This is a genomic window from Wukongibacter baidiensis, assembly GCF_050888315.1.
Classification (GTDB): Bacteria; Bacillota; Clostridia; order Peptostreptococcales; family Caminicellaceae; genus Wukongibacter; species Wukongibacter baidiensis.
In genome coordinates, this window is sequence record NZ_CP138202.1 from 3,009,097 (window position 1) to 3,029,717 (window position 20,621).

Below are 20,621 nucleotides of genomic sequence, written 5' to 3' on the forward strand. Positions count from 1 at the left end.
ATAATGCTGATGTTTAGATCAAACATCAGCATTATCATATTTTATACTATATTCCATTATTCTTGTTCATATAAATATAGATTATATTCTTTATCCACCGATAAAAACTCCCGTTTCTCAAAGCTCCTCTTTGAAGCATGATTATTAGTGGCTACAAGGGCACTCATCATATCCACTTTTAATTCCTTACCATATCGCTGCCCATATTCTAATAGTTTTTGTCCTACACCTAGTTTCTGAAACTCTGGTTTGACAGCAATGAGGTCTACCCATAAACCGTGATAGTGTAGTGTTTGTACTTCTATCAAACTAATAAATCCTACTGATAAGTCATCGTACTCGGCAATAAATATTTTATTTTGAGGATTCTTTGAAATCTCAATAATTTTTCTTTCCTCATAATTACAGTCTTTAAAGGTTACAGAATCAATTTCTTTTAGCTTTTTAGCATCCTCTAGGGTGTAGGTAAACTCCCTAACAGTTATTTTATCCAATTCACTCTCCTCCCTTGTCCTCTATCTTCTAATTATACCATCATAGCCTTTAGATCTTGGTCTACAATAAAATCTGCCTCTGTCAACTCCTTCAATTTTTCTAGTGTAACTTCTGGAGCGATTTCTCTCAAAAACATTTTACCATCTTCAAATGTAAAAACGGCAAGTTCTGTAACAACCATATCTGCTTCTCCGTATCCCGTTATAGGTAGCTTACACTGTTTCTTTATTTTAGGATTCTTGTGTTTATCAGTATGCCTCATAGCAATTATTACTTTCTTCACACCGGCTACTAAGTCCATGGCTCCACCTACTCCTAACTGTTTCCCATTAGGAATTATCCAGTTAGCTATATTACCTTTTTCATCAACTTCAAAGGCTCCAAGAACCGTAGCATCTATATGCCCCGCTCTAATCATTCCAAATGAGGTTGCACTATCAAAGTAACAACATCCAGGCATCTCTGTAACTACATGCCTTCCTGCATTTATAATTTGATCGTCATAGTTGTCTTCGTCCGCCTTCGGCCCAACTCCTAGCATTCCATTTTCTGCTTGAATAAAGATGTTTTTGTCATTTATATAATCTGCTACTAGGGTAGGCGTTCCCACTCCTAAATTGATAAACATCATTTTATCTTTACCGTTAAATTCATTAGCTATTCTTTTTACAATCCTTATTTTAGCTTCTTCATTAGAAAGCATCACACTTCACCTACCTTTTAATTATATAGTCTACGAACATATGAGGAGTTACGATATGGTCAGGGTTAAGTTCTCCAATCTCGACAATCTCATCAACCTGAGCTATTACCATGTCTGCTGCCATAGCCATTATAGGATTGAAGTTTCTTGCAGTCTTATAGTAAACAAGATTTCCTAGTTTATCTGCTTTATGAGCCTTAATCAAGGCTACATCAGCCTTGATAGCCTTCTCCAGGACATATTCTTTACCATCAAATTCCTTGGTTTCTTTTCCCCGTGAAAGATCTGTCCCTACCGATGTAGGCGAATAAAATGCTGGAATTCCTACCCCTGCAGCTCTGATTGCCTCTATCATAGTTCCTTGGGGGACTAAATCAACTGTTATTTCCCCTTTATTATAACTATCTGCCACATCGGTATTCCAGTTATAGTAGGTTCCTATCAAAGATTTTACTTGTCCATTTGTAAGCAGTTTACCTAACCCTACTCCCGGGCTTCCTAAATCATTACTTATTATTGTTAAGTTCTTTGTTCCCTGCTCTGCCAGTGCGTCCACAAGATTTTCTGGGTACCCTCTAAGACCAAAGCCTCCTACCATTATTCTTGAATCCGGTTTTATATGTGAAGTAGCTTCTTCAATCCTAACGTGCTTGTTAACAGGTTTCATATTTTACTCTCCTCCGATAATATCTAAATTTCTATTTCAGTTTTTCAAAGATTGTAGTTAATCCAAGTCCACCTGCTATACATAGTGTTGCAAGTCCATATTTACTATCTCTTCTCTTCATCTCATGTAATAAAGTGGTTACAATTCTGGCTCCCGTACACCCTATAGGATGCCCAAGGGCAATTGCCCCACCATTTACATTTAATATTTCCCTATTAATATTTAGTTCTTTAATCACTGCTAAGCTCTGTCCTGCAAAGGCTTCGTTTAGCTCAATTAGATCTATATCATCTAGCTTAAGACCAGCTCTATTTAGTGCATCTATGGTGGCCGGAACAGGTCCTATCCCCATTATTCTCGGATCTACTCCACCTATTCCTGCTGAGACAAACCTTCCTATCGGAGCAATATCAAACTCTTTAGCCTTTTCCTCTGACATTAGTATTAGAGCTGCCGCACCATCATTACGTCCTGAACTATTTCCAGCAGTTACTGTTCCATCTTTTTTAAATACTGGTCTTAGCTTTGAAAGCTTCTCAAGGCTTGAATTCCTTCTTGGAAATTCATCTGTATCAAAAATTATAGTTTCTTTTTTCTTTTTTAGAATGATAGGTACGATTTCATCCTTGAACTTACCTTTATCCATTGCATCGATTGCTTTTTTTTGGCTTAAAAAGGCAAACTCGTCTTGCTCAATTCTAGATATATTGTACCTTTCAACTAAATTTTCAGCTGTTAAGCCCATTGTAAATCTACCATAAATATCTTCCGGTTGTGATTTAGGCTGACTTTCAGTATTTGGATCGATAATTTCTCCATTCCCTGCTCCATATCCAAATCTACCACCTCTAATATAGTAAGGAGCCGTACTCATGCTCTCCACTCCACCGACTACAACTATGTCTGCATACCCCGCTTGAATCTGCCAAACACCGTTTATAATAGATTGCATACCAGACCCACACTGCCTATGAACGGTGTAGGCTGGAGTTGTTTCTGGTATTCCAGCCATTAATGAAGCTACTCTCGAGATATTTGGAGCATCAGTCGTTTGCTTTGATTGACCAAGTATAACCTCATCTATCATCTCTTTAGCAATATTAGCTCTATCAATAGATTGATTTATTACAATTCTGCTCAATTCTTCGGGTAATACTTCTTTTAATGTTCCTCCTAGGTTTCCAATTGCTGTTCTTACTGCCGATGCTACTACAACTGATTTCATAGCTAGACCTCCTCATGTAGTGTATAGTTGTTATTACTTACAAAGATATAAGCAATATCAATGCCAAATCAAAAAAATAAATGAGGGTGTCTCGTAATGGCGAATTTCTGTGTTATTTGAAATGTTCACTGACTTAGTACGTACGTTAGTACTAGCCAAACCGTTGAAATTTCAAACCCTTGAACTTCACTCATTCTGAAACACCCCGGGCTGAGCTCATGAGAAACCTTTATAGGACAGCCCCTTTAGTAAACTTTCTTTTATGTTTGTTCTAACTTTTTAGAATAAATACGTATTATCTTATAAAACGCTTTCATTTCATGAATTCTAATAAACTAGAAGTTTCTATTTTATTAGAATTTTTTCACATCATATTATCTAGCTACTTATATGAATTTTTTAAAGATTATATTTTTTGAGTTTATTATATAAAGTAGCAGTGGAGATATCAAGCTGTATGGCAATCTTTTTCTTGGATTCCAGGCTGTGACCATAGATATCTAAGTATTCCTTTAAAACCTTTGCTTCAACACCTTCTACAATTTCTTTTAGAGACTTCTCTTTAGTATTTCCCATGAATTTACCTATATTATTTTTTTCAATGAGGTTTTTAGGTAAATCTTGAGCTTTCACGATAAAGTCTTCTGTAAGGTTTACGGCATATTCAATAGTATTTTTTAACTCCCTTACGTTTCCACACCAGTCATATTGATTAAATATATCCATAACTTTGTCACTAACCTTAATTACATGCTTCTTTTCCTTCATTTGCTCCTTTATAAAATGGTCTACTAGCAAAGCCAAATCGGATTTTCTTTCTCTCAGAGGAGGAAGGTTAACTACGAAAACTGCTAATCTAAAGTACAAATCCTCTCGAAATTTACTATCGCTAATTAATTCATTAACATTTCTATTAGTAGCTGCTATTACCTTAACATCAATATCAATATTTTTTTCTCCACCAATTCTTCTAATGCATTTCTCTTGCAGAACTCTTAAAAGCTTGGTTTGAAGGGTAATTGACATTCCTGATATTTCATCTAGGAATATTGTGCCTCCGTTAGCAATTTCAAAAAGTCCCATTTTCCCTTTTTGGTTTGCACCAGTAAAAGCTCCAGGCGCATAGCCAAACAGCTCACTTTCTAAAAGATGTTCGGGCAAGGTGGCGCAATTCACATCTACAAAGGGATAATCCTTTCTCTTGCTTTCATTATGTATAGATTGGGCAAATACCTCTTTTCCAGTACCGCTTTCCCCCATCAACAATACAGGACTATCTGCTCTAGCAGCTTTATAACATATGTCGGCTACTTTATTTAATCCTCCATTTATTCCTATTATGTCAGCAAACTCGAATCTGGCTTTAAATGCACTCTTAAGGACTTGACCTAATTGGCTGATCTTCTCATTATTTTCTTTTATCATTTCTAATATTTCTTTCATCCTTACAATATCCTTGACTATAACAATTCCTCCAATAAATTTGTCTTCAATAATTATTGGAAAATAGTCGTTATATGATTCTACATTGCCTATCTTTCTAGGAATATTGTATAAAGCTTTTTTACTTTGAAGTACAGATGGCAGTACCGCTCCCGGTCTCACATTAGCTAACTGTTTTCCCACTATATCATCTAAGGATAGACCAGAGTATGACATATATTCAGGATTAACATATCTAACAACACCTAGACCATCCGTCACGATTATTCCAACGCTCAGTATGTCTAATATTCTTTTGGTATTATCATCTAAAATAGAATCTATAGTAACCATTAATCTCACACCTTAATTATCTTCTAACTATTAGAATCTTTATAGTTTTTCGTATTATTTCTAATATTATTATACATTAGTACGATAGTAAATCTAAGATAATTAATATGCTAGTTCCTTTAATATTGATTAGCTCTTTTGGAAAATTGCAAAGCCAAGTTTATACTACTTTTTTTTAAACATAAGCTTAGAAAACTTCTCAACAGCTAAATCTTTAATAGATTTAAAAAGTTTTTCTTTAAATTCATCGGGGTATACCTCTTTGACTTCATAGGAATTATCTTTACATATTGTAATTATGTTCTCAACTATTTTTTTATTTTCACTGTTTTCGCAGCCCCAATCCATCTCAAGTTCATCTCTACCTCCACCTGTTACTATCTCAATCTTTGCCTCATCCTCTTGATGAAATTCAAATATATAAGTTGATAAGAGATTAGATTTAACTCTAAAATAGGGTTCTTCCTTCATTAAAATTAGAACATTATCAGATTCAAATTTATAAACTACATCTATCTGAGTTGATATTATATCTACTACTTTTCTGATTTCATTTCCTTTAATAACTAAACTTACGTTTTTCATTCCGTTCCCCTCTTTCATCTAATCAACTTGCTATAATATCTAATTATTTAAGTGGCCGACAATTTAGAATATCCTTAATTAGTAAATTGAATATATTTAAAGCCTCTTGACGTGTTTTTGCAGGAGCGGATATCACTAGACCATCTCCACTATTCCAACCACTAATAGCACTATCTGGGCTATCTTTTTCCATAATAGTCATACTTAACACAGAGAATTTATCCTTCATATATATCTCCCCTTCCATTAAGTCCTGAAGATCTCCTGAACTAATCTTGACATATTTATACATTCCATGTCCTTTTCTATTAAAGTTAATATTAGCTAGAGTGCTCTTTAAGTTTCTAAATCCAGAACTATCATCAGTGAATTCATAACCTTCAATATAAATAGTGCCTACAAAAACGTCATCTGAAAATAGCTTTCTAACATATCTACCATCTATTTTTATGGTAATATTTTCAGCAAATTTTTCATCTCCAAGTCTATATCTTACAGCAGGTAGCTCTTTGTTTATCTTAACTGGAAAAGCAAATATAACATATGCAATAATTATGACTGCTATACTCATCCATATAAATCTCTGCCTATTTATAGCTATCACCCCCATACAACTCTAAAACTTTTTAATCATTTTATTCCTTGTTTTGCTGGTAATTCTTCTTTATCATTCCATACATCAATCTATCTTCGAATATATTTGTATTTTTATTGAATATACATTCTGCCTTTAATCCTTCCTTCTTAAATCCCAGTTTCTCACACAATTTTATTGATGCACTATTATCTGGATGTATACTCGCCTCGATCCTATTTAAATTGAGCTCGTTGAAAACAAAGTCAACTATTACATCCATTACTTCACTCATGATCTTTTGTCTCCAAAATCTTTTATTCAAAATATATCCTATACTCACCTTTGAATTTCCACTTTCAATATGATGTAGAGCTACTAATCCTATAACTCTATCATCCTCTTTTCCAGCTATCCCCCACCTAATAAACCTTTTGTTTTTATAACCTTCAGATATAAAGTTTACATACTCTACAGCTTCATCTAAATTTTTCATCGGTACCATGTTCTGATATTTAAGCACTTCATCTTTAGAGTAAATATCGAATATCTCTTTATAATCCTCATCTCTTATTTCTCTTAGTAGAAACCTATTCGTTTCTATATTAGTCAACTTATTAAATAGATCATTAATATCCATCATCTTTTCCCCCACAAAATGATTCAGTTCTATAAGTACGCAGTAATAATAGCAATGTATTAATTCTATTTATTTCCATAAAATCCTTTGTTTTTTTAAATTAAAAACAGGTCAATCCAATGACCTGTTCAACTTTTCAGACCTAACACCTCTTGCTATTATTTTGCTTACATATCTAGCTAAGATGAAACAGCCTCTATATTTTTAGATGCTTTGATAAATTTTATCAGTATTATTGAAAAAACGATTGATGCTAAAATAATGCTTATAAAATTAACAACTCCAATTAAAGGACTTGGCAAATACTTGCCATAAACAACTGTTCCCAAAACTTGGGATCCAACAAACCCTCAGACCATCCCCCATTGAGCAGGAGAGAAATTACTAGATATAAACTTATTTTTAAAATAATCCTTTAATAATACTATTAAAAAAGTCCACCAAAGAATTGTAGCTACATATGCAAATACAATAACCATAAAGGACATTGCATTTATATCAAAAGCGTAAACTTTATTAACGTACACTAATACTTTATAGAAACTAAACCCTAATAAGCACATTGGAGGTATTATTAAAAAGTATGCTGGTAATAGAGGAGTATCCGGCATTACCTTTGACTTGATTTGTTGATAAAAAAGTAATGCTACTTTTAAAGCAAAAACTAAAATTCCAATTAGTAATACAATAATAGTCATAAATGCAGCAATCGACGCTATCATGGTATTATTCGATGAAGTTGCAATACCTGAGCCATATAATGCAACAGCACCAATTGCTAATACATCCAGCAACCAACCAAAGTTTAGTTTTTCATACTCAAATGACTCTGTAAATATAGTCTTAAAAACACTTACCAATAGCGATATCAATAATCCCCATAAAAAGATAAAGAAAACAAGGGCTGGTAGCATTAAGCTTTGCATATTAGCTGATATTTGCGGTACAAAAAAACTAATTGGACCGAGAACTACAACCATGCTCATTGATATTGAGATTAATGGTGAAAATATTGCTGTATTAGCTAGTGGATTTTTTATTAGTTCATTAAACCCATTAGTTTTAAATATCCATACAAAAAGCTCCTTTAGAAAAATAGCAGTGAGTAATAAATGAATTACTATAAATGTAAACATCAAACCTGTTAGAAATAGAGCTTTTAAGTGCTCAAAAGGACTTAAAGATAGTGAAGATAATTGTGAAAAAGCAACTGCACCTTCACCTTTATAAACTGTAGTTTTTAAAAAATTGAAGGGCATTAGCGCCATTCCTGCTGCCGCTAAAGATCCTTGAAATTTTAATGGTGTAAATTTTTTCATATAACTACTCTCCTCGTTTAGTATTATGTAATTTTAGTGTGTATAGTCAATGATTCTTATGCTATCACCGAGTTTTTTTGCAATTGTCTCTTTTATTTTCTCTGCATGTGGACAAGCAAAGCCAATAGGATTTCCTCTTGTGATACAGGATGCCAAAACGATAGTATCTGCACTTCTTTTTACCATTTCAAGGGCCCTTGTAACTGCCTTTTTTCCTGGACATCCTCCACATGTATTTACCCCAATGACTTCAATTTCACCTTCTACTCCTTCAAAGGCACATTTTTTCTCTTTCATTACTTTAAAGTCTGTAGTAGCTGGGCATAAATCTTCCGTTTGCATGCACCTAATTAATCCAACTTTCATTTTTATCTCCCTCGTATTCTTGTGATATATTAGAATCCTTGTTTATCAAATTCATCTAAAGCTACAATACCACTTCTATTGATTTTTCTCGTTTTTCAGTTACTAGTCCTATTTCTGATGCTACAATGCAGCCTGCTTCAAGCAGAGCAGTTTGCAATTGATCTGCCTTTTCCTGAGATACAGCTATTAAAAGGCCTCCCGATGTTTGAGGATCACACAAAAGCATTATATCTTCCTGAGAAATCTCTTTTTTCCAGATAGTTTTATCTCGTAAATATCGGTAATTATTATGAGTCCCTGGAGGAACAGCTCCCATTTTTAACAAACTCCTTGTCTCAGTAATCAAGGGAATTTTGTTAATGTTTATCTGAGCAGAGACTTGGCTAGATGCCATCATCTCATACAGGTGCCCTAATAATCCAAATCCAGTTACATCAGTACAAGCATGGACTCCAACAGACATCATGGCCTCAGAGGCGTCTTTATTTAAATGAGCCATTATTCTATATATCTCTTCTTCTATTTCTGACTCCGCAAGCCCACGATCAATAGCGCTAGTAATAATCCCTGTCCCCAATGGTTTAGTTAAGAACAATATATCCCCTGAACGAGCACCCTTTTTTCTAACTATCTTCATCGGATCAACTAAGCCGGTTACTGTCATCCCATATTTCGGTGCATTATCTTCTATTGAATGCCCTCCAGCAACACTTACTCCTGCTTCAAGGGCTTTATCGGCTCCTCCTTTTAGAATTTCTTCTAGGATACTTAGTGGCAAGCTCTTTACTGGGAACTCTACAATGTTTAAGGCATAGGTAGGTTTCCCCCCCATGGCATAGATGTCTCCAAGAGCATTTGCTGCCGCCACAGCGCCAAAGGCATAAGGATCATTAAGCACCGGTGTAATAAAATCTACTGTTTGAACCACTGCTAAAGAAGGGCTTAACTGATAAACAACTGCATCTTCTTTCAATCCGCTTACTATATTTTTATCTGTTATCGATGGTAAACTACTTAAAACTTGTTCTAGGTCCGCCGGACCAATCTTACTTGCTCAACCTGAGCCAGTAGAATAGGCTGTTAGATTAACTAATGGTTTTTTCAACAAATTTTTCACCCCAATCCATTGTTTTTCATTTTAGCATGAATTCTGTTATAATAGAAATGCATATATTTCATATTATTTATGCATAATTAGCATACCTTTTACCAGGAGGAATTTAATGGAATTTTCTCATTTGAAAGCCTTTTATCAAGTAGCGATTAGTGGTACTTTTTCTAAAGCTGCCGAGGAGTTATTTATCAGTCAACCTGCTCTTTCACGTCAGATAGCAGCGCTAGAAAAGGAACTGGACTTACAATTATTTACGCGCCAAAGTCGACAAGTAGTCCTTACAGATGCAGGAAGGCGATTTTTAGTATATGTAGAAAAAATAATAAATCTCAACAATAGAGCAAAAAGAGAAATGGCTGAATTAAAAAATCTGACTACTGGCCAACTTACACTAGGAGCTAGTACTACTATTGCAAATTATTTGCTACCTTCGATTTTAAGCTTGTATCAACGAAAAAATCCAAATATAGATATTTATTTAAACGTAGGCAATAGTTGCGAAATAGAGGAAATGGTCTATGAAGGAAAAGTAGACATCGGATTGATAGCTGGTACAGTTAATGTAAATGGTTTGTACCAAGAGCAATTCTTTGAAGACGAACTATACTTAGTAGTCCCTCAAAATCATAACTTTATAGAAACTACTAATATTACCTCTACCCAGCTTAACCAAGAGACTTTCTTGTGCAGGGAAAAAGGATCAGATACTCAACAGCTATTAGATGACTTGCTTGCAAATTTTGATATAAGTCCGAGGAAACTTACATTAGGTGATACTGAAGCAATTAAACGAGGTGTCATAAATAATATGGGAGTTGCTTTTTTGTCTAAATATACTTTTGAATATGAATTTCAATTAGGGCTTTTAGTACCTATAAAAGAGATATCCATGAAACGTTCATTTTCAATAAGTTATCCAAAATCCACAAGGTTATCTCCAGCAGCATTAGCTTTTTGGTCATTAATAAAGAAATATGAGATCCTAAATCATATTTAAACTAACTAAATCTCTATAAACATAAAAACAGGTCAAATCAGTGACCTGTTTTTATTATTCTTCTTACATTAGCAACAACCTGACTTCGTCGGTATTTTATTTCCAGTCATAATAGAATTATAAAGTTGTTCTTCATCAGGATAATTTTTTACTGAAATCACTTTCCCATCGACTGCAATTAGTGGAGTCACTTTCGATAGTACAAAATCTAAATTTGATTCGCTAACCATAAGTCTTTCACCGCTATTTAAAAGCACTTTATTCAATTTTGCGATAAACTCTTTTTTATTTTCTTCTGTCAAATTATATCTCTTAAATTCTCCAACGGAATCATATTTTTTAGAAAATCGCTCTACTAATTCAGCAATTGTTAATAAGTTGGCTGAACCACAGCTACATTCACACCCACAACTACTACCGACTCCATTGGATGATTGATTATTTAATGTTTCTTTTATCATAAAAATCTCAATTATTTTTTTATCCATACTATCCTACCTTTCATACTATTTTTATATTAAACAGGGCAAATATTTCTACATTTTCCACATGCACACTTGCTAAGGTCCCCTTCTGCATATGAAACATCTCTTATGGGACATGCCTTTAGGCATTTCATACACTTGATACAAAGGCCTGAGACTTTTTCATCAGGTATTAATGGAGCATCTGTAATAGTCGCACCTAGGCTTGTTGTTAAACCAAATCCCTTGACTATTAGAGAATTTACAGGACTCAATTCACCAACTCCTGCTTCAACTCCCAACCTCACAAGAGAAACCTCCCTACTAGACCCTTCTATTATTACAGCTTTATATCCCAATGAATTTAAATAATCAATCACTTCACTTTGGGCTGCAATTGTACCTAAATAGTCACTAAAACCTCCCATTTCATCAATGCTATCTTCCTTCTTCCCTTCAGCAAAGACTATTGCCGATTCAAATCCTTTCAATAGATTCTTAGGATGATACTTCTCTGGTGCATTCTCAAATCTTTCTTTTGTTGCGATCCCAACTTTATCAAATATACTGAGCATAGATTTTATCTTTTCTGTTATTTCTCTCTTGTTCATCTGTGACATCTTTAACCTCCTTTCTACAAGCTTTTATAAAAGCACTTCGTTAGTAAAGACGATGTAATCAAAAAAAGGTCACAGATTTTCTTACTTTTTCCGAAAATTTTTTTAGAATAAACTTCCCTAAAACAAAAAACTTCTGTTGTCTATTTCATCTAAATAGACAACAGAAGTTTTCAAGCAGTTAGATCTCATTCACACTTATTATCACATCTTATGCACTCAGCTTTTTTCTGTTTATAATCAATAACATTTCCATATACATCTACTTCAAAATCACAACATTCAAGCAATATATCTTTCAACTTAGCCTTTGCCCTTTGAGCCCTCATTTTAGAACATGATACTGTTACATCAAATTTTTCTGAAATTTCCCTATGTTTCATTCCTTTCATATCATGTAGCTCAATAACTTCTTGATACTTTTTAGGAAGCTCAAAAATCATTTTCTCTAAGCACTTACTTATTTCTTCATTCATATTATCTGAATCATTATCTTCATCTAAACCTTCTTCAATTTTCTCAATACCAACTGATACATCTTTTTTCTTCCTATAATAATCAATAATCGTATTTTTAGTTATTTTATAGATCCAAGACTTAAGCTCTGATAGTTCATCTACTTTATCAACATTTTTGTAAATCTTCACAAAAACATCTTGAAGAATATCCTCTGCATCATACTCACTTTTTACTTTACTATTAATATACTTATAAAGCTCAGTACTAAATTCATTCCAAATATGTTTGACTTTATCATTCATTCTAATCCTCCACCAATTCAAGATGAAATATATTTAATATTATATAGTATTTTATCTAAAACCTCATATGCTATGTAAAATAGAATTTGTATAATATTTTTGAGTAAAATTACAGGATTGAAAGATTGTAGATTCTCCCACTCTATTTTTGTTATATCCTGTAATATATTCTGGTAAAATAATGAAGTTTAGAAAGGAAAATTGTATAAAAAATAGAATATTTTATTATTGGCAAAAGTATAAAAACCTAGGAGATAATCTATAAAGGCTTTTGGTTAAGGGGGACAGCTAAATGTTTTCAATAGAGGGATATCATTTCAAAGAAAAACTTTATGAGAGTAAAAACACTATAATTTATCGTGGAATCAGAAATATTGATAAATTACCTATAGTAGCTAAAGTTTTAAAAAAAGACTATCCAACATTGGATGAACTGGATTTATTTGAATATGAATATAAAGTAACAAAAAAATTAGACTTTCCTGGTATTATTAAGGTCTACAATATGGAAAGTATTGGGCATAGTAAGGCGATTATAATGGAAGACTTTGAAGCCATGCCATTAAATCATTTCATGAAATTCCATCAAATTGGTCTTGAAGGTTCTATAGAAATTATCATGACAATCGTAGATACCCTAAGTAATATTCATAATAATAATTTAATTTATAAAAACCTTAATCCACAAAACATCCTTATAAATCCAGTAACTAACACGGTTAAACTTATTGACCTCGGGATTGCTACCGAGGTAAAAAAAGATACTCAATCTGCAGTGAGCCCAGAAAAACTTGAAGGAAATCTTTTTTATATTTCTCCAGAGCAAACTGGTAGAATGAATCGTTCTATAGATTTTCGTACCGATTTCTATTCCCTAGGTGTTATATTTTATGAAATGTTAACGGGTAGTGTCACATTTGAATGTAATGACAAGATGGAGCTAATTCATTGTCATATTGCTAGACAGCCTATTCCGCCATCTGAACTAAAGAACGATATTCCCATGGTGATTTCCAATATAATTATGAGGTTGATTTCAAAGACAGCCGAAGAACGTTATCAAAGTGCTTTAAGTTTAAAGTCAGACCTCGAAGAATGTTATCGCCAACTAAAATCAAATGGAAAAATTGAAAGTTTTGAAATAGGAAAGAAAGATATTCTAGAGAGTTTTCAGATTTGCGAAAAACTATATGGCAGGGAAAAAGAAGTAGAGACTTTATTCAGTGAGTTTAATAAGGTACTTGAAGGAAATGTTAGAACTATTTTATTTAATGGTCCTCCTGGAATAGGGAAAACTTTTTTAATTAATGAAATTCAAAAGCCCCTTTTACAACATAATGGATACTTTATATCTGGAAAGTTTGATCAATATAAGGATAACATTCCCTATAGCGCAATCATAGAAGCATTTTCAGAGCTGATAAAACAGATTTTAATGGAGACAGAGGAAAATCTAGAGAAATGGAAAAATAAGCTTTTAAGCTCCTTAGGAATAAACGGACAAATCATCATCGATCTAATTCCAGAACTAGAGTTGATTATTGGCAAGCAACCCTCTGTTCCGAAAATGGACCCTATGAAGTCACAAAGTCGCTTTAATCTAACTTTTCAAAATTTCATCAAGACCTTTACACAATTTTCTCACCCCTTGGTAATATTTATCGATGATTTACAATGGGCTGACCAAGCTACTTTAGGTTTATTAAAGATTCTCCTAACTGACTCCAATAGCAAACATTTACTCTTCATCGGCGCTTATAGGGCTAATGCCTTAGATGATATACATGCACTTATGACAGTTTTAAATGAAATAGATGAACCAGAAAGCAACAATATAACATATATACCTTTGAATCCCTTAGAGCTTATTCACATCAATCAACTAATATCTGATACTTTGCATTGTACATATGAAGAAAGTAAGCCCCTTGCTAGACTTATAAAACAGAAAACCCAAGGTAACGCCTTTTTCGTGGTACAACTCCTTTATACTCTTTATCATGAAGGAATACTAGAGTTCGATTCTAACTCATTAAAGTGGAGATATGATCTAGAATCTGTATCAAAAATGAAATCCTCTGATAATGTAGTTGACTTAATGATAGACCGCTTAAGGGATTTACCAAAGGATACCCAGAGAATTTTACAGATAGCCTCTTGTATTGGCAATACATTTGACTTACATACCTTATCTTTAATATATAATAAGCAATACAGGACAACTATCAATCATCTTTCAGAGGCTATTCAAGAAGGCTTTATTTTACCTAGTGACAAAAATTACAAACTCACACCAGTAACAATAGAGAATGATAATAATAGAGTCTTTAAGTTCTTACACGATAAGGTTCAGCAGGCCTCTTACTCACTAATTCCACAAAGGCAAAAGGAAATCTTTCATCTTAAAATTGCTCGTTCTCTTAAGCATAGTATTGATGAAAACAAGCTAGAAGATAAAGTTTTTGATATAGTCAATCATTTTAATCAAAGCCTTAATGAGGTTAACAGCGAGGTAGAAAAAATTCAAATAGCAAAATTGAATCTTATGGCTGGGAAAAAAGCAAAGAGATCTTCTGCCTATAATTCTGCTTTAGATTTTTTAACTATAGGAATGAGCCTTTTAAGTGAAGACAAGTGGCGGTCCAATTATAATTTGATGTTTGATTTGCATAGAGAACAGTCAGAGCTTGAGTATTTAAATGGAGATTTTGAAAAGGCAGAACTTCTGATCACTCAATCATTAGCAAAAACAAAGACTGCTCTAGATAAATCTCAATTATATATGATCTTGATTGTGATGTACACTATGTCAGCAAAATATAATAAAGCAATACAAATTGGTGTAGAGGCATTGGATAAACTAGGAGTTAGCCTACCTATTAACAATCTAAGTACAGAACTTGATAAAGAACTAAAAAAATCAAGAGAACTATTAGCCAATAGACCTATTGAATCTTTAATCGAAAATCAAGATATGACTAGTCCTGATAAAATAGCCGTGATGAAATTATTGACTAAACTAGCTCCTCTAGCATATCTGACCAACTCAGATTTATGGTCCTTTATAGCTGTAAAAAGAGTGAACCTTTCAATCCAACATGGTAATATTGCTGAATCAGCCCACAGCTATACTAACTACGGAATTTTTCTCAGTCAATATGATGAATATCAATCTGGCTATGAGTTTGGATTGCTTGGATTAAAAGTCAGTGAAAAGTGGAGCGATGCCTCACAAAAATGTAGAGCTTACTTTAATCTTGCCTGCTTTTTGATTCCATGGGTAAAGCATATGAATAATGCTGATCCTTTATATCGTAAAGGATATAAGTTAGGCTTAAAATCAGGAGATTTTCAATTTGTTGGGTATATATTCATGGTTAGTTTATTAAACTCGTTTCGAACAGGAACAAAGCTAGATTCTATTAGAGAAGGCATGGAGAAGTTTCTTTCATTTAGTCTAAAAACAAAAAATCAACATGCGATTGATACTATTTCGGGATTCAAGTTAATAATTAACCATTTGACTATAAAAAATCCTACTAATGAGAATGAAGAACTAAATGAACAGCTATTCGTAGAAAAATGTACAAGCACTAAAGACTTCCTTGCCCTATGTTATTACTATATCACACAATCTCAGATTACTTATATTTATGGAAATCCATCGAAAAGCATTGATTATATTCTTAAATCAAAAGATCTATTGACGTTTGTTTTGGGTACCACTTCTTCAGTAGAATATAACTTCTATTATTCGCTTAACCTCGCAGCGCTTTATAAAAATGCTCCAGCAAAGGTTAAAAAGCAATATAAAGAACAAATAAGTATCAACCAAAAACAAATGAAAATATGGTCTGATAGCTGCAAGGAAAATTTCTTGCATAAATATCTTCTAGTCGAGGCAGAAGCTGCTCGTATTTCATGTGAATACGATAAAGCTATAGATTTATACGACCAGTCTATAAAGTCGGCTAAAGATAATGGATTTATTCACAGTGAAGCACTGGCAAATGAATTGGCTGCAAAATTCCACCTATCTAAAGGAAGAGAAAGAATTGCTGCTGTTTATATGAAAGACGCTTATTATCTCTATGATTTATGGGGAGCAAAGGCTAAGATAAAGATTTTAGAAGAAGATTATAATGATATATTTTTACAGTCTTCTCGGAAAGAAAGATGTGATTGTTTAAATAATCCAATAGACAATGGAAAAATAATTGATATGGACACAGTTATCAAAGCCTCTCAAACTATCTCAAGTGAGATCGAGCTTGATAAGCTACTTAAAAAGCTTCTTAAAATTAGTATAGAAAGTTCCGGGGCTGAAAAAGGCTTCCTTATAATGGCCACAGAAAACAAGCTCACTATTCGAGGAGAAATTAATCATGAAAACGTAAAATTAATGAGTGATATTCCACTAGAAAAATGCGAAGATATTTCCCAAAGTATTGTCAATTATGTGGCAAGAACCAGGGAACACATAGTCTTGGATGACGCATCTACTGAAGGGCTGTTCTCAACTGATTCCTATATTGTAAAGAATAAATCAAAATCTATTTTATGTATGCCTATCATTTACAGGGGGAGTCTAATAGCCATTGGATATTTAGAAAATAACCTTTCACTGGGAGCCTTCACTACAAGTCATATTAAAATATTGAAAATACTGTTTTCACAGGCAGCTATTTCAATTGAAAATGCCGTTATGTATAATAAAATCAAAGAGCTGAACCAAGGCTTAGAAAAGATTGTACACGGAAGAACGAAAGAACTTAATGAGATTGTAAAAAAACTAAAGTCAGAAATAAGTGAAAGAAAAAGAACGGAATTGGAGCTTATTAAAAGTGAAAATCGATATCGACTTCTAGTAGAGCTATTACCCGACGGTGTTTTAGTTCATGATAACTTTGAGATTCTATTTGCTAACGATATTTGTGCAAAGTTTTTCAGAGCAGTAAACAGTAAAGGTCTGATAAATAGAAGTGTAAAGGATTTAGTCCATTCAGATTATCATGGGGTTATTGATGAAAGATTACAGCATATATTAACCACTGGAAAAGCCGCACCATTATATGACTTAAAAGTTGTAGGTGATGATGGAACATTAGTTGACATTGAGTCAATATCAACTTCATTTCCTTACCAAGGTAAGTCAGCTATTCTAAGTGTTGTTAGAGATATTACAGATCGAAAACAAGCAGAGAAATTGCGTAAAAGCGTAGAAGATAAGGAACGTTTATTGAAGGAAGCCTTTGAATATGACAGAATAAAGACTGAATTCATTGCAAATATCTCCCATGAGCTTAGGACACCTTTAAATGTAATGCTTGGAGCTATACAAATGTTCAATTTATTGTTAGATGATAACTCAAGCGAAATCAGCTATTCTAAAATAACCAAGTACTCTGGTATGATGAAACAAAATTGTTATAGATTGATAAGGCTAGTTAATAATTTAATTGATATTACCAAAATCGATGCCGGATATTTTCAATTAGATTTAAAGCAATGCAATATTGTAAGTATTATCGAGGACATTACCTTATCTGTTGCTGAATATGTGAAGGATAAAGGTATTAAATTAATATTCGATACTGATATTGAAGAAAAGATAATGCCCTGTGATCCTGATAAAATGGAAAGAATATTACTAAATCTTCTATCAAATGCAATTAAGTTCACAGATAGAGGTGGATATATATTTATCAATCTAAAAAATAAGGATCAAAGCATTCTCATATCGGTAAAGGATACAGGAACAGGTATCTTAGAAGAAAAGCAAAAGGTAATATTTGATAGATTTGTACAAGCTGATAAATCCCTCTCACGAAATAGTGAAGGAAGTGGTATCGGATTATCCCTTGTAAAATCCTTTGTTGAACTTCAGGGTGGCACGATTTCTCTAAAAAGTAAGCCTGGAGAGGGAAGTGAGTTTATTATAGAGCTACCGGTTCAAGAGTTAGTGGCACAGGATACAATAGAAGAAATAGCTATCACCGATAGCAATAAAGAAAGAATACAGATCGAGTTTTCAGATATATACTTTTGATAAGTTAAATGTTGTAAAGACCTACCATATCTTATAGGTTGCCCACAGGGTGCAACCTCAGATTGTTGACAAAGTCAACAAGATGGCAGGCTGCCCGGAAAGCTGAAGTTCGAGGCGTGCTGAAAACAAGAGACCGCAGCGTATAGAGACATACGTAAGGGTTCTTGATTGAAGCAACAACGAAGAAATTCAGGTTTCCGGGCAGCCTGAGGTTGCCCACAAGGGGGGCAACCTATATTAATTGTATTACAAATTCTTCTCTTTAATTGGATGATATAAATCAAGTTGAGTATTTTCTTTATGCCATACTCTACTTGGTGCTATGCTTTCCTCTAACCATTGATGTTTTGCCCATTGAAAATCACTTTTTTCTACCCAGCTTGATAGCTTTTCCCATCGCTCACCTATATCGTATAAAAATGCACTAGTTACTGCATATAGACCACCTGAGAATTCCTTTACCTTTATCTCCTCAGAACCCACAGTTCCACTAGGGATAGTTACCCATACTTCATAACCATATTCTGAACTACCCTGAGTGGGATTTGGGTTATTAAAACCAAAGTAGCGTGTTGTAGCTATGTTCCATAGTTCCTGCTCCTTAATCCACTTTAACATTACATCCCATGCATCTTTTTCCGGAGATGTACTTATTGCTCTATACCATGCTACCGTCATAGGTTTTAATTCTATAATTCTTACATCGTGATCCGATAGTTTATTACTTTTCCTTTCCATGATAAGCGCCTCCTTACTAATGGTCTTCTTTTTCTTTGCGTCTTTAATTTGAATTGACAATAATTCAGAGCGCTCTTGAATTAAAGATAATCCTTCAGTATGTCTATAACCTTTTTCACGTAAGAATATGAGAAATGCCTCTACTAATTCTTTTAGTACTTCCAATTCCTCAATCTCTTCTTCTAAAAATTTTAGTTTCCTTGTAAATGCATCCACAGCAACAATCAAGTCTTGGGAAGAAAAAATATTGCATATATCTTTAATAGGAATTTGCAGCTTTCTTAGAATAAGAATTTGCTCTAGCCTATTTATTGCTTCATCGTCATAATAACGATATTGAGAATCCTCTTGTCGTATACTCTTCAAAATACCGATTTGTTCATAGTAGCGTAAACTTCTACTTGATATATTATATTTTGTTGCTAGATCCCCTATCTTTATCAACTCTAACATTATCTTTTCCTCCCATGAAATTTCCGAAGCGCTTCGTTATACTAATTTTACAACTTGACGCAACGTCAAGGTCAATAAAATTTTATAAAATTTTCTCTTTTTTCTTTAAAATCCTTTTAATTTTAGCCTTTCTTTGTATATAAAAGAACAGTCCAAAATAAATGACCTGTTCTTTTATGACTTATTATATAGTATTATTTATTATACACTAGAACCATCTGAGACTACTGAAAGAATTGATTTTCAACTTAGATTTAGAGAACATGAAGTGGAGACACGCTGAACAGAGTGTCTCCATGTCATATTTTATTCAAATATTATTTGCTATTTTTTGCAACTATTATAAATCGATGTTCTAAACTTTCTACATATCCGTTCTTTTTCAGTCTATTTTCTAATTCACAAAGTTGATTAAAACATCTTTCAACTGAAAAGTTGGGAAACTCCCATACAATGATTTTAGCAAAGTATACAATTGCTCCAACATCAAAGAATTTTAAGCTAGGAAAGTATTCATTTTCGTAAAGAATGGTAAAATCAAGGTTTTTAAATTTACTTACTTCCTTATTGAGTTCAAAAGCAAGAACATCTGATTCAAAATTAGTAATCAGAAACTTTGATAATTTCTCATTGTTTTTCCCGCCCACTTGTTGAGTAATAAATATACCATCATCTTTTAGAATACGTTTAACTTCTTTAGCATTATATTCTTCATGTCTATTGATAACTATATCAAATGTATCGTCATCAAAGGGTAATTTATTATCATTAAAAACCTGTTGCACAGTTATACCTAATGGTTCAAGGGTTTCTTTACAAAGTTTTAAATTAGGCTTCCATCCCTCTGTAACTGAAGTGTTAGTATAAGTATGTTGTAGTGAAAGTAAAAATTCACCTCCACCGGTTCCCATATCTAGTAACAATTTATCTTTATTTAAGTACTTACAAATAATGCTTCTGTAATCCCAAGGGAGTTTCTCCTCTTTCAATCGGCCATCTAAATGTGAAAAATCCCATCCTCTAAACTCTCTATTTTCTTCTAATAACCATCTTTGTTTTAAAGCATTGTAATCCATAA

18 protein-coding genes are annotated in these 20,621 nt (G+C 33.2%); 2 read left to right on the plus strand and 16 right to left on the minus strand.

Annotated elements, in window-relative coordinates:
• Positions 1 to 56: 56 nt before the first annotated feature.
• The 11 genes from R9X47_RS13720 to selD all read right to left on the minus strand — a co-directional run bounded on the left by R9X47_RS13720 (position 57) and on the right by selD (position 9,455).
• Positions 57 to 494, minus strand: a complete 438-nt coding sequence (locus tag R9X47_RS13720; protein ID WP_432667433.1) for a GNAT family N-acetyltransferase — start codon at positions 492 to 494, stop codon at positions 57 to 59.
• A gap of 32 nt (positions 495 to 526) precedes the next feature.
• Complete coding sequence (locus R9X47_RS13725; RefSeq protein WP_432667434.1) at positions 527 to 1,198, minus strand: 3-oxoacid CoA-transferase subunit B; 672 nt, start codon at positions 1,196 to 1,198, stop codon at positions 527 to 529.
• A 10-nt stretch (positions 1,199 to 1,208) separates the two neighbouring features.
• The gene (locus R9X47_RS13730) at positions 1,209 to 1,865 is read right to left on the minus strand and encodes a CoA transferase subunit A (RefSeq protein ID WP_432667435.1); all 657 of its coding nucleotides are present in this window, start codon (positions 1,863 to 1,865) and stop codon (positions 1,209 to 1,211) included.
• 31 nt (positions 1,866 to 1,896) lie between these two features.
• Positions 1,897 to 3,090, minus strand: a complete 1,194-nt coding sequence (locus R9X47_RS13735) for a thiolase family protein (RefSeq protein WP_432667436.1) — start codon at positions 3,088 to 3,090, stop codon at positions 1,897 to 1,899.
• 399 nt (positions 3,091 to 3,489) lie between these two features.
• Positions 3,490 to 4,866: a sigma-54 interaction domain-containing protein gene (locus tag R9X47_RS13740; RefSeq protein WP_432667437.1), complete on the minus strand. Its 1,377-nt coding sequence runs from the start codon at positions 4,864 to 4,866 to the stop codon at positions 3,490 to 3,492.
• A gap of 165 nt (positions 4,867 to 5,031) precedes the next feature.
• Positions 5,032 to 5,451 (minus strand): hypothetical protein, encoded by a 420-nt coding sequence (locus R9X47_RS13745; protein ID WP_432667438.1) that lies wholly within the window; start codon positions 5,449 to 5,451, stop codon positions 5,032 to 5,034.
• Positions 5,452 to 5,494: 43 nt separating this feature from the next.
• On the minus strand, positions 5,495 to 6,055 hold the full coding sequence (locus R9X47_RS13750) for a hypothetical protein (protein WP_432667439.1): 561 nt from the start codon (positions 6,053 to 6,055) through the stop codon (positions 5,495 to 5,497).
• 31 nt (positions 6,056 to 6,086) lie between these two features.
• Positions 6,087 to 6,668 (minus strand): GNAT family N-acetyltransferase, encoded by a 582-nt coding sequence (locus R9X47_RS13755; protein ID WP_432667441.1) that lies wholly within the window; start codon positions 6,666 to 6,668, stop codon positions 6,087 to 6,089.
• Positions 6,669 to 6,844: 176 nt separating this feature from the next.
• Positions 6,845 to 7,984, minus strand: coding sequence for a selenoprotein TsoY (tsoY, locus tag R9X47_RS13760; RefSeq protein WP_432667442.1), 1,140 nt, complete (start codon positions 7,982 to 7,984; stop codon positions 6,845 to 6,847).
• A 33-nt stretch (positions 7,985 to 8,017) separates the two neighbouring features.
• The gene (locus R9X47_RS13765) at positions 8,018 to 8,350 is read right to left on the minus strand and encodes a CGGC domain-containing protein (protein WP_432667443.1); all 333 of its coding nucleotides are present in this window, start codon (positions 8,348 to 8,350) and stop codon (positions 8,018 to 8,020) included.
• 61 nt (positions 8,351 to 8,411) lie between these two features.
• Positions 8,412 to 9,455, minus strand: a complete 1,044-nt coding sequence (gene selD, locus R9X47_RS13770) for a selenide, water dikinase SelD (RefSeq protein WP_432667444.1) — start codon at positions 9,453 to 9,455, stop codon at positions 8,412 to 8,414.
• Between the two features lie 118 nt (positions 9,456 to 9,573).
• Here selD and R9X47_RS13775 point away from each other — a divergent pair, with 118 nt between their 5' ends.
• The gene (locus R9X47_RS13775) at positions 9,574 to 10,461 is read left to right on the plus strand and encodes a LysR substrate-binding domain-containing protein (RefSeq protein WP_432667445.1); all 888 of its coding nucleotides are present in this window, start codon (positions 9,574 to 9,576) and stop codon (positions 10,459 to 10,461) included.
• Between the two features lie 68 nt (positions 10,462 to 10,529).
• Here R9X47_RS13775 and R9X47_RS13780 read toward each other — a convergent pair whose 3' ends face one another.
• The 3 genes from R9X47_RS13780 to sigZ all read right to left on the minus strand — a co-directional run bounded on the left by R9X47_RS13780 (position 10,530) and on the right by sigZ (position 12,303).
• Entirely contained in the window at positions 10,530 to 10,949 is a 420-nt protein-coding gene (locus R9X47_RS13780; protein ID WP_432667446.1) for a hypothetical protein, read from the minus strand.
• Between the two features lie 29 nt (positions 10,950 to 10,978).
• Positions 10,979 to 11,545: a hypothetical protein gene (locus tag R9X47_RS13785; RefSeq protein WP_432667447.1), complete on the minus strand. Its 567-nt coding sequence runs from the start codon at positions 11,543 to 11,545 to the stop codon at positions 10,979 to 10,981.
• A 185-nt stretch (positions 11,546 to 11,730) separates the two neighbouring features.
• The gene (sigZ, locus tag R9X47_RS13790; protein ID WP_432667448.1) at positions 11,731 to 12,303 is read right to left on the minus strand and encodes an RNA polymerase sigma factor SigZ; all 573 of its coding nucleotides are present in this window, start codon (positions 12,301 to 12,303) and stop codon (positions 11,731 to 11,733) included.
• Positions 12,304 to 12,595: 292 nt separating this feature from the next.
• On the opposite strand from sigZ, the gene R9X47_RS13795 reads away from it, so the two are divergent.
• Positions 12,596 to 18,352: an MASE3 domain-containing sensor histidine kinase gene (locus R9X47_RS13795; protein WP_432667449.1), complete on the plus strand. Its 5,757-nt coding sequence runs from the start codon at positions 12,596 to 12,598 to the stop codon at positions 18,350 to 18,352.
• Between the two features lie 246 nt (positions 18,353 to 18,598).
• Here the strand turns inward: R9X47_RS13795 and R9X47_RS13800 are convergent, their stop codons facing one another.
• Positions 18,599 to 19,543 carry an effector binding domain-containing protein gene (locus tag R9X47_RS13800; RefSeq protein WP_432667450.1) on the minus strand — a complete coding sequence of 315 codons (945 nt, stop codon included), beginning with the start codon at positions 19,541 to 19,543 and terminating at the stop codon, positions 18,599 to 18,601.
• Positions 19,544 to 19,860: 317 nt separating this feature from the next.
• Positions 19,861 to 20,619, minus strand: a complete 759-nt coding sequence (locus tag R9X47_RS13805; protein ID WP_432667451.1) for a class I SAM-dependent methyltransferase — start codon at positions 20,617 to 20,619, stop codon at positions 19,861 to 19,863.
• Positions 20,620 to 20,621 lie beyond the last annotated feature (2 nt).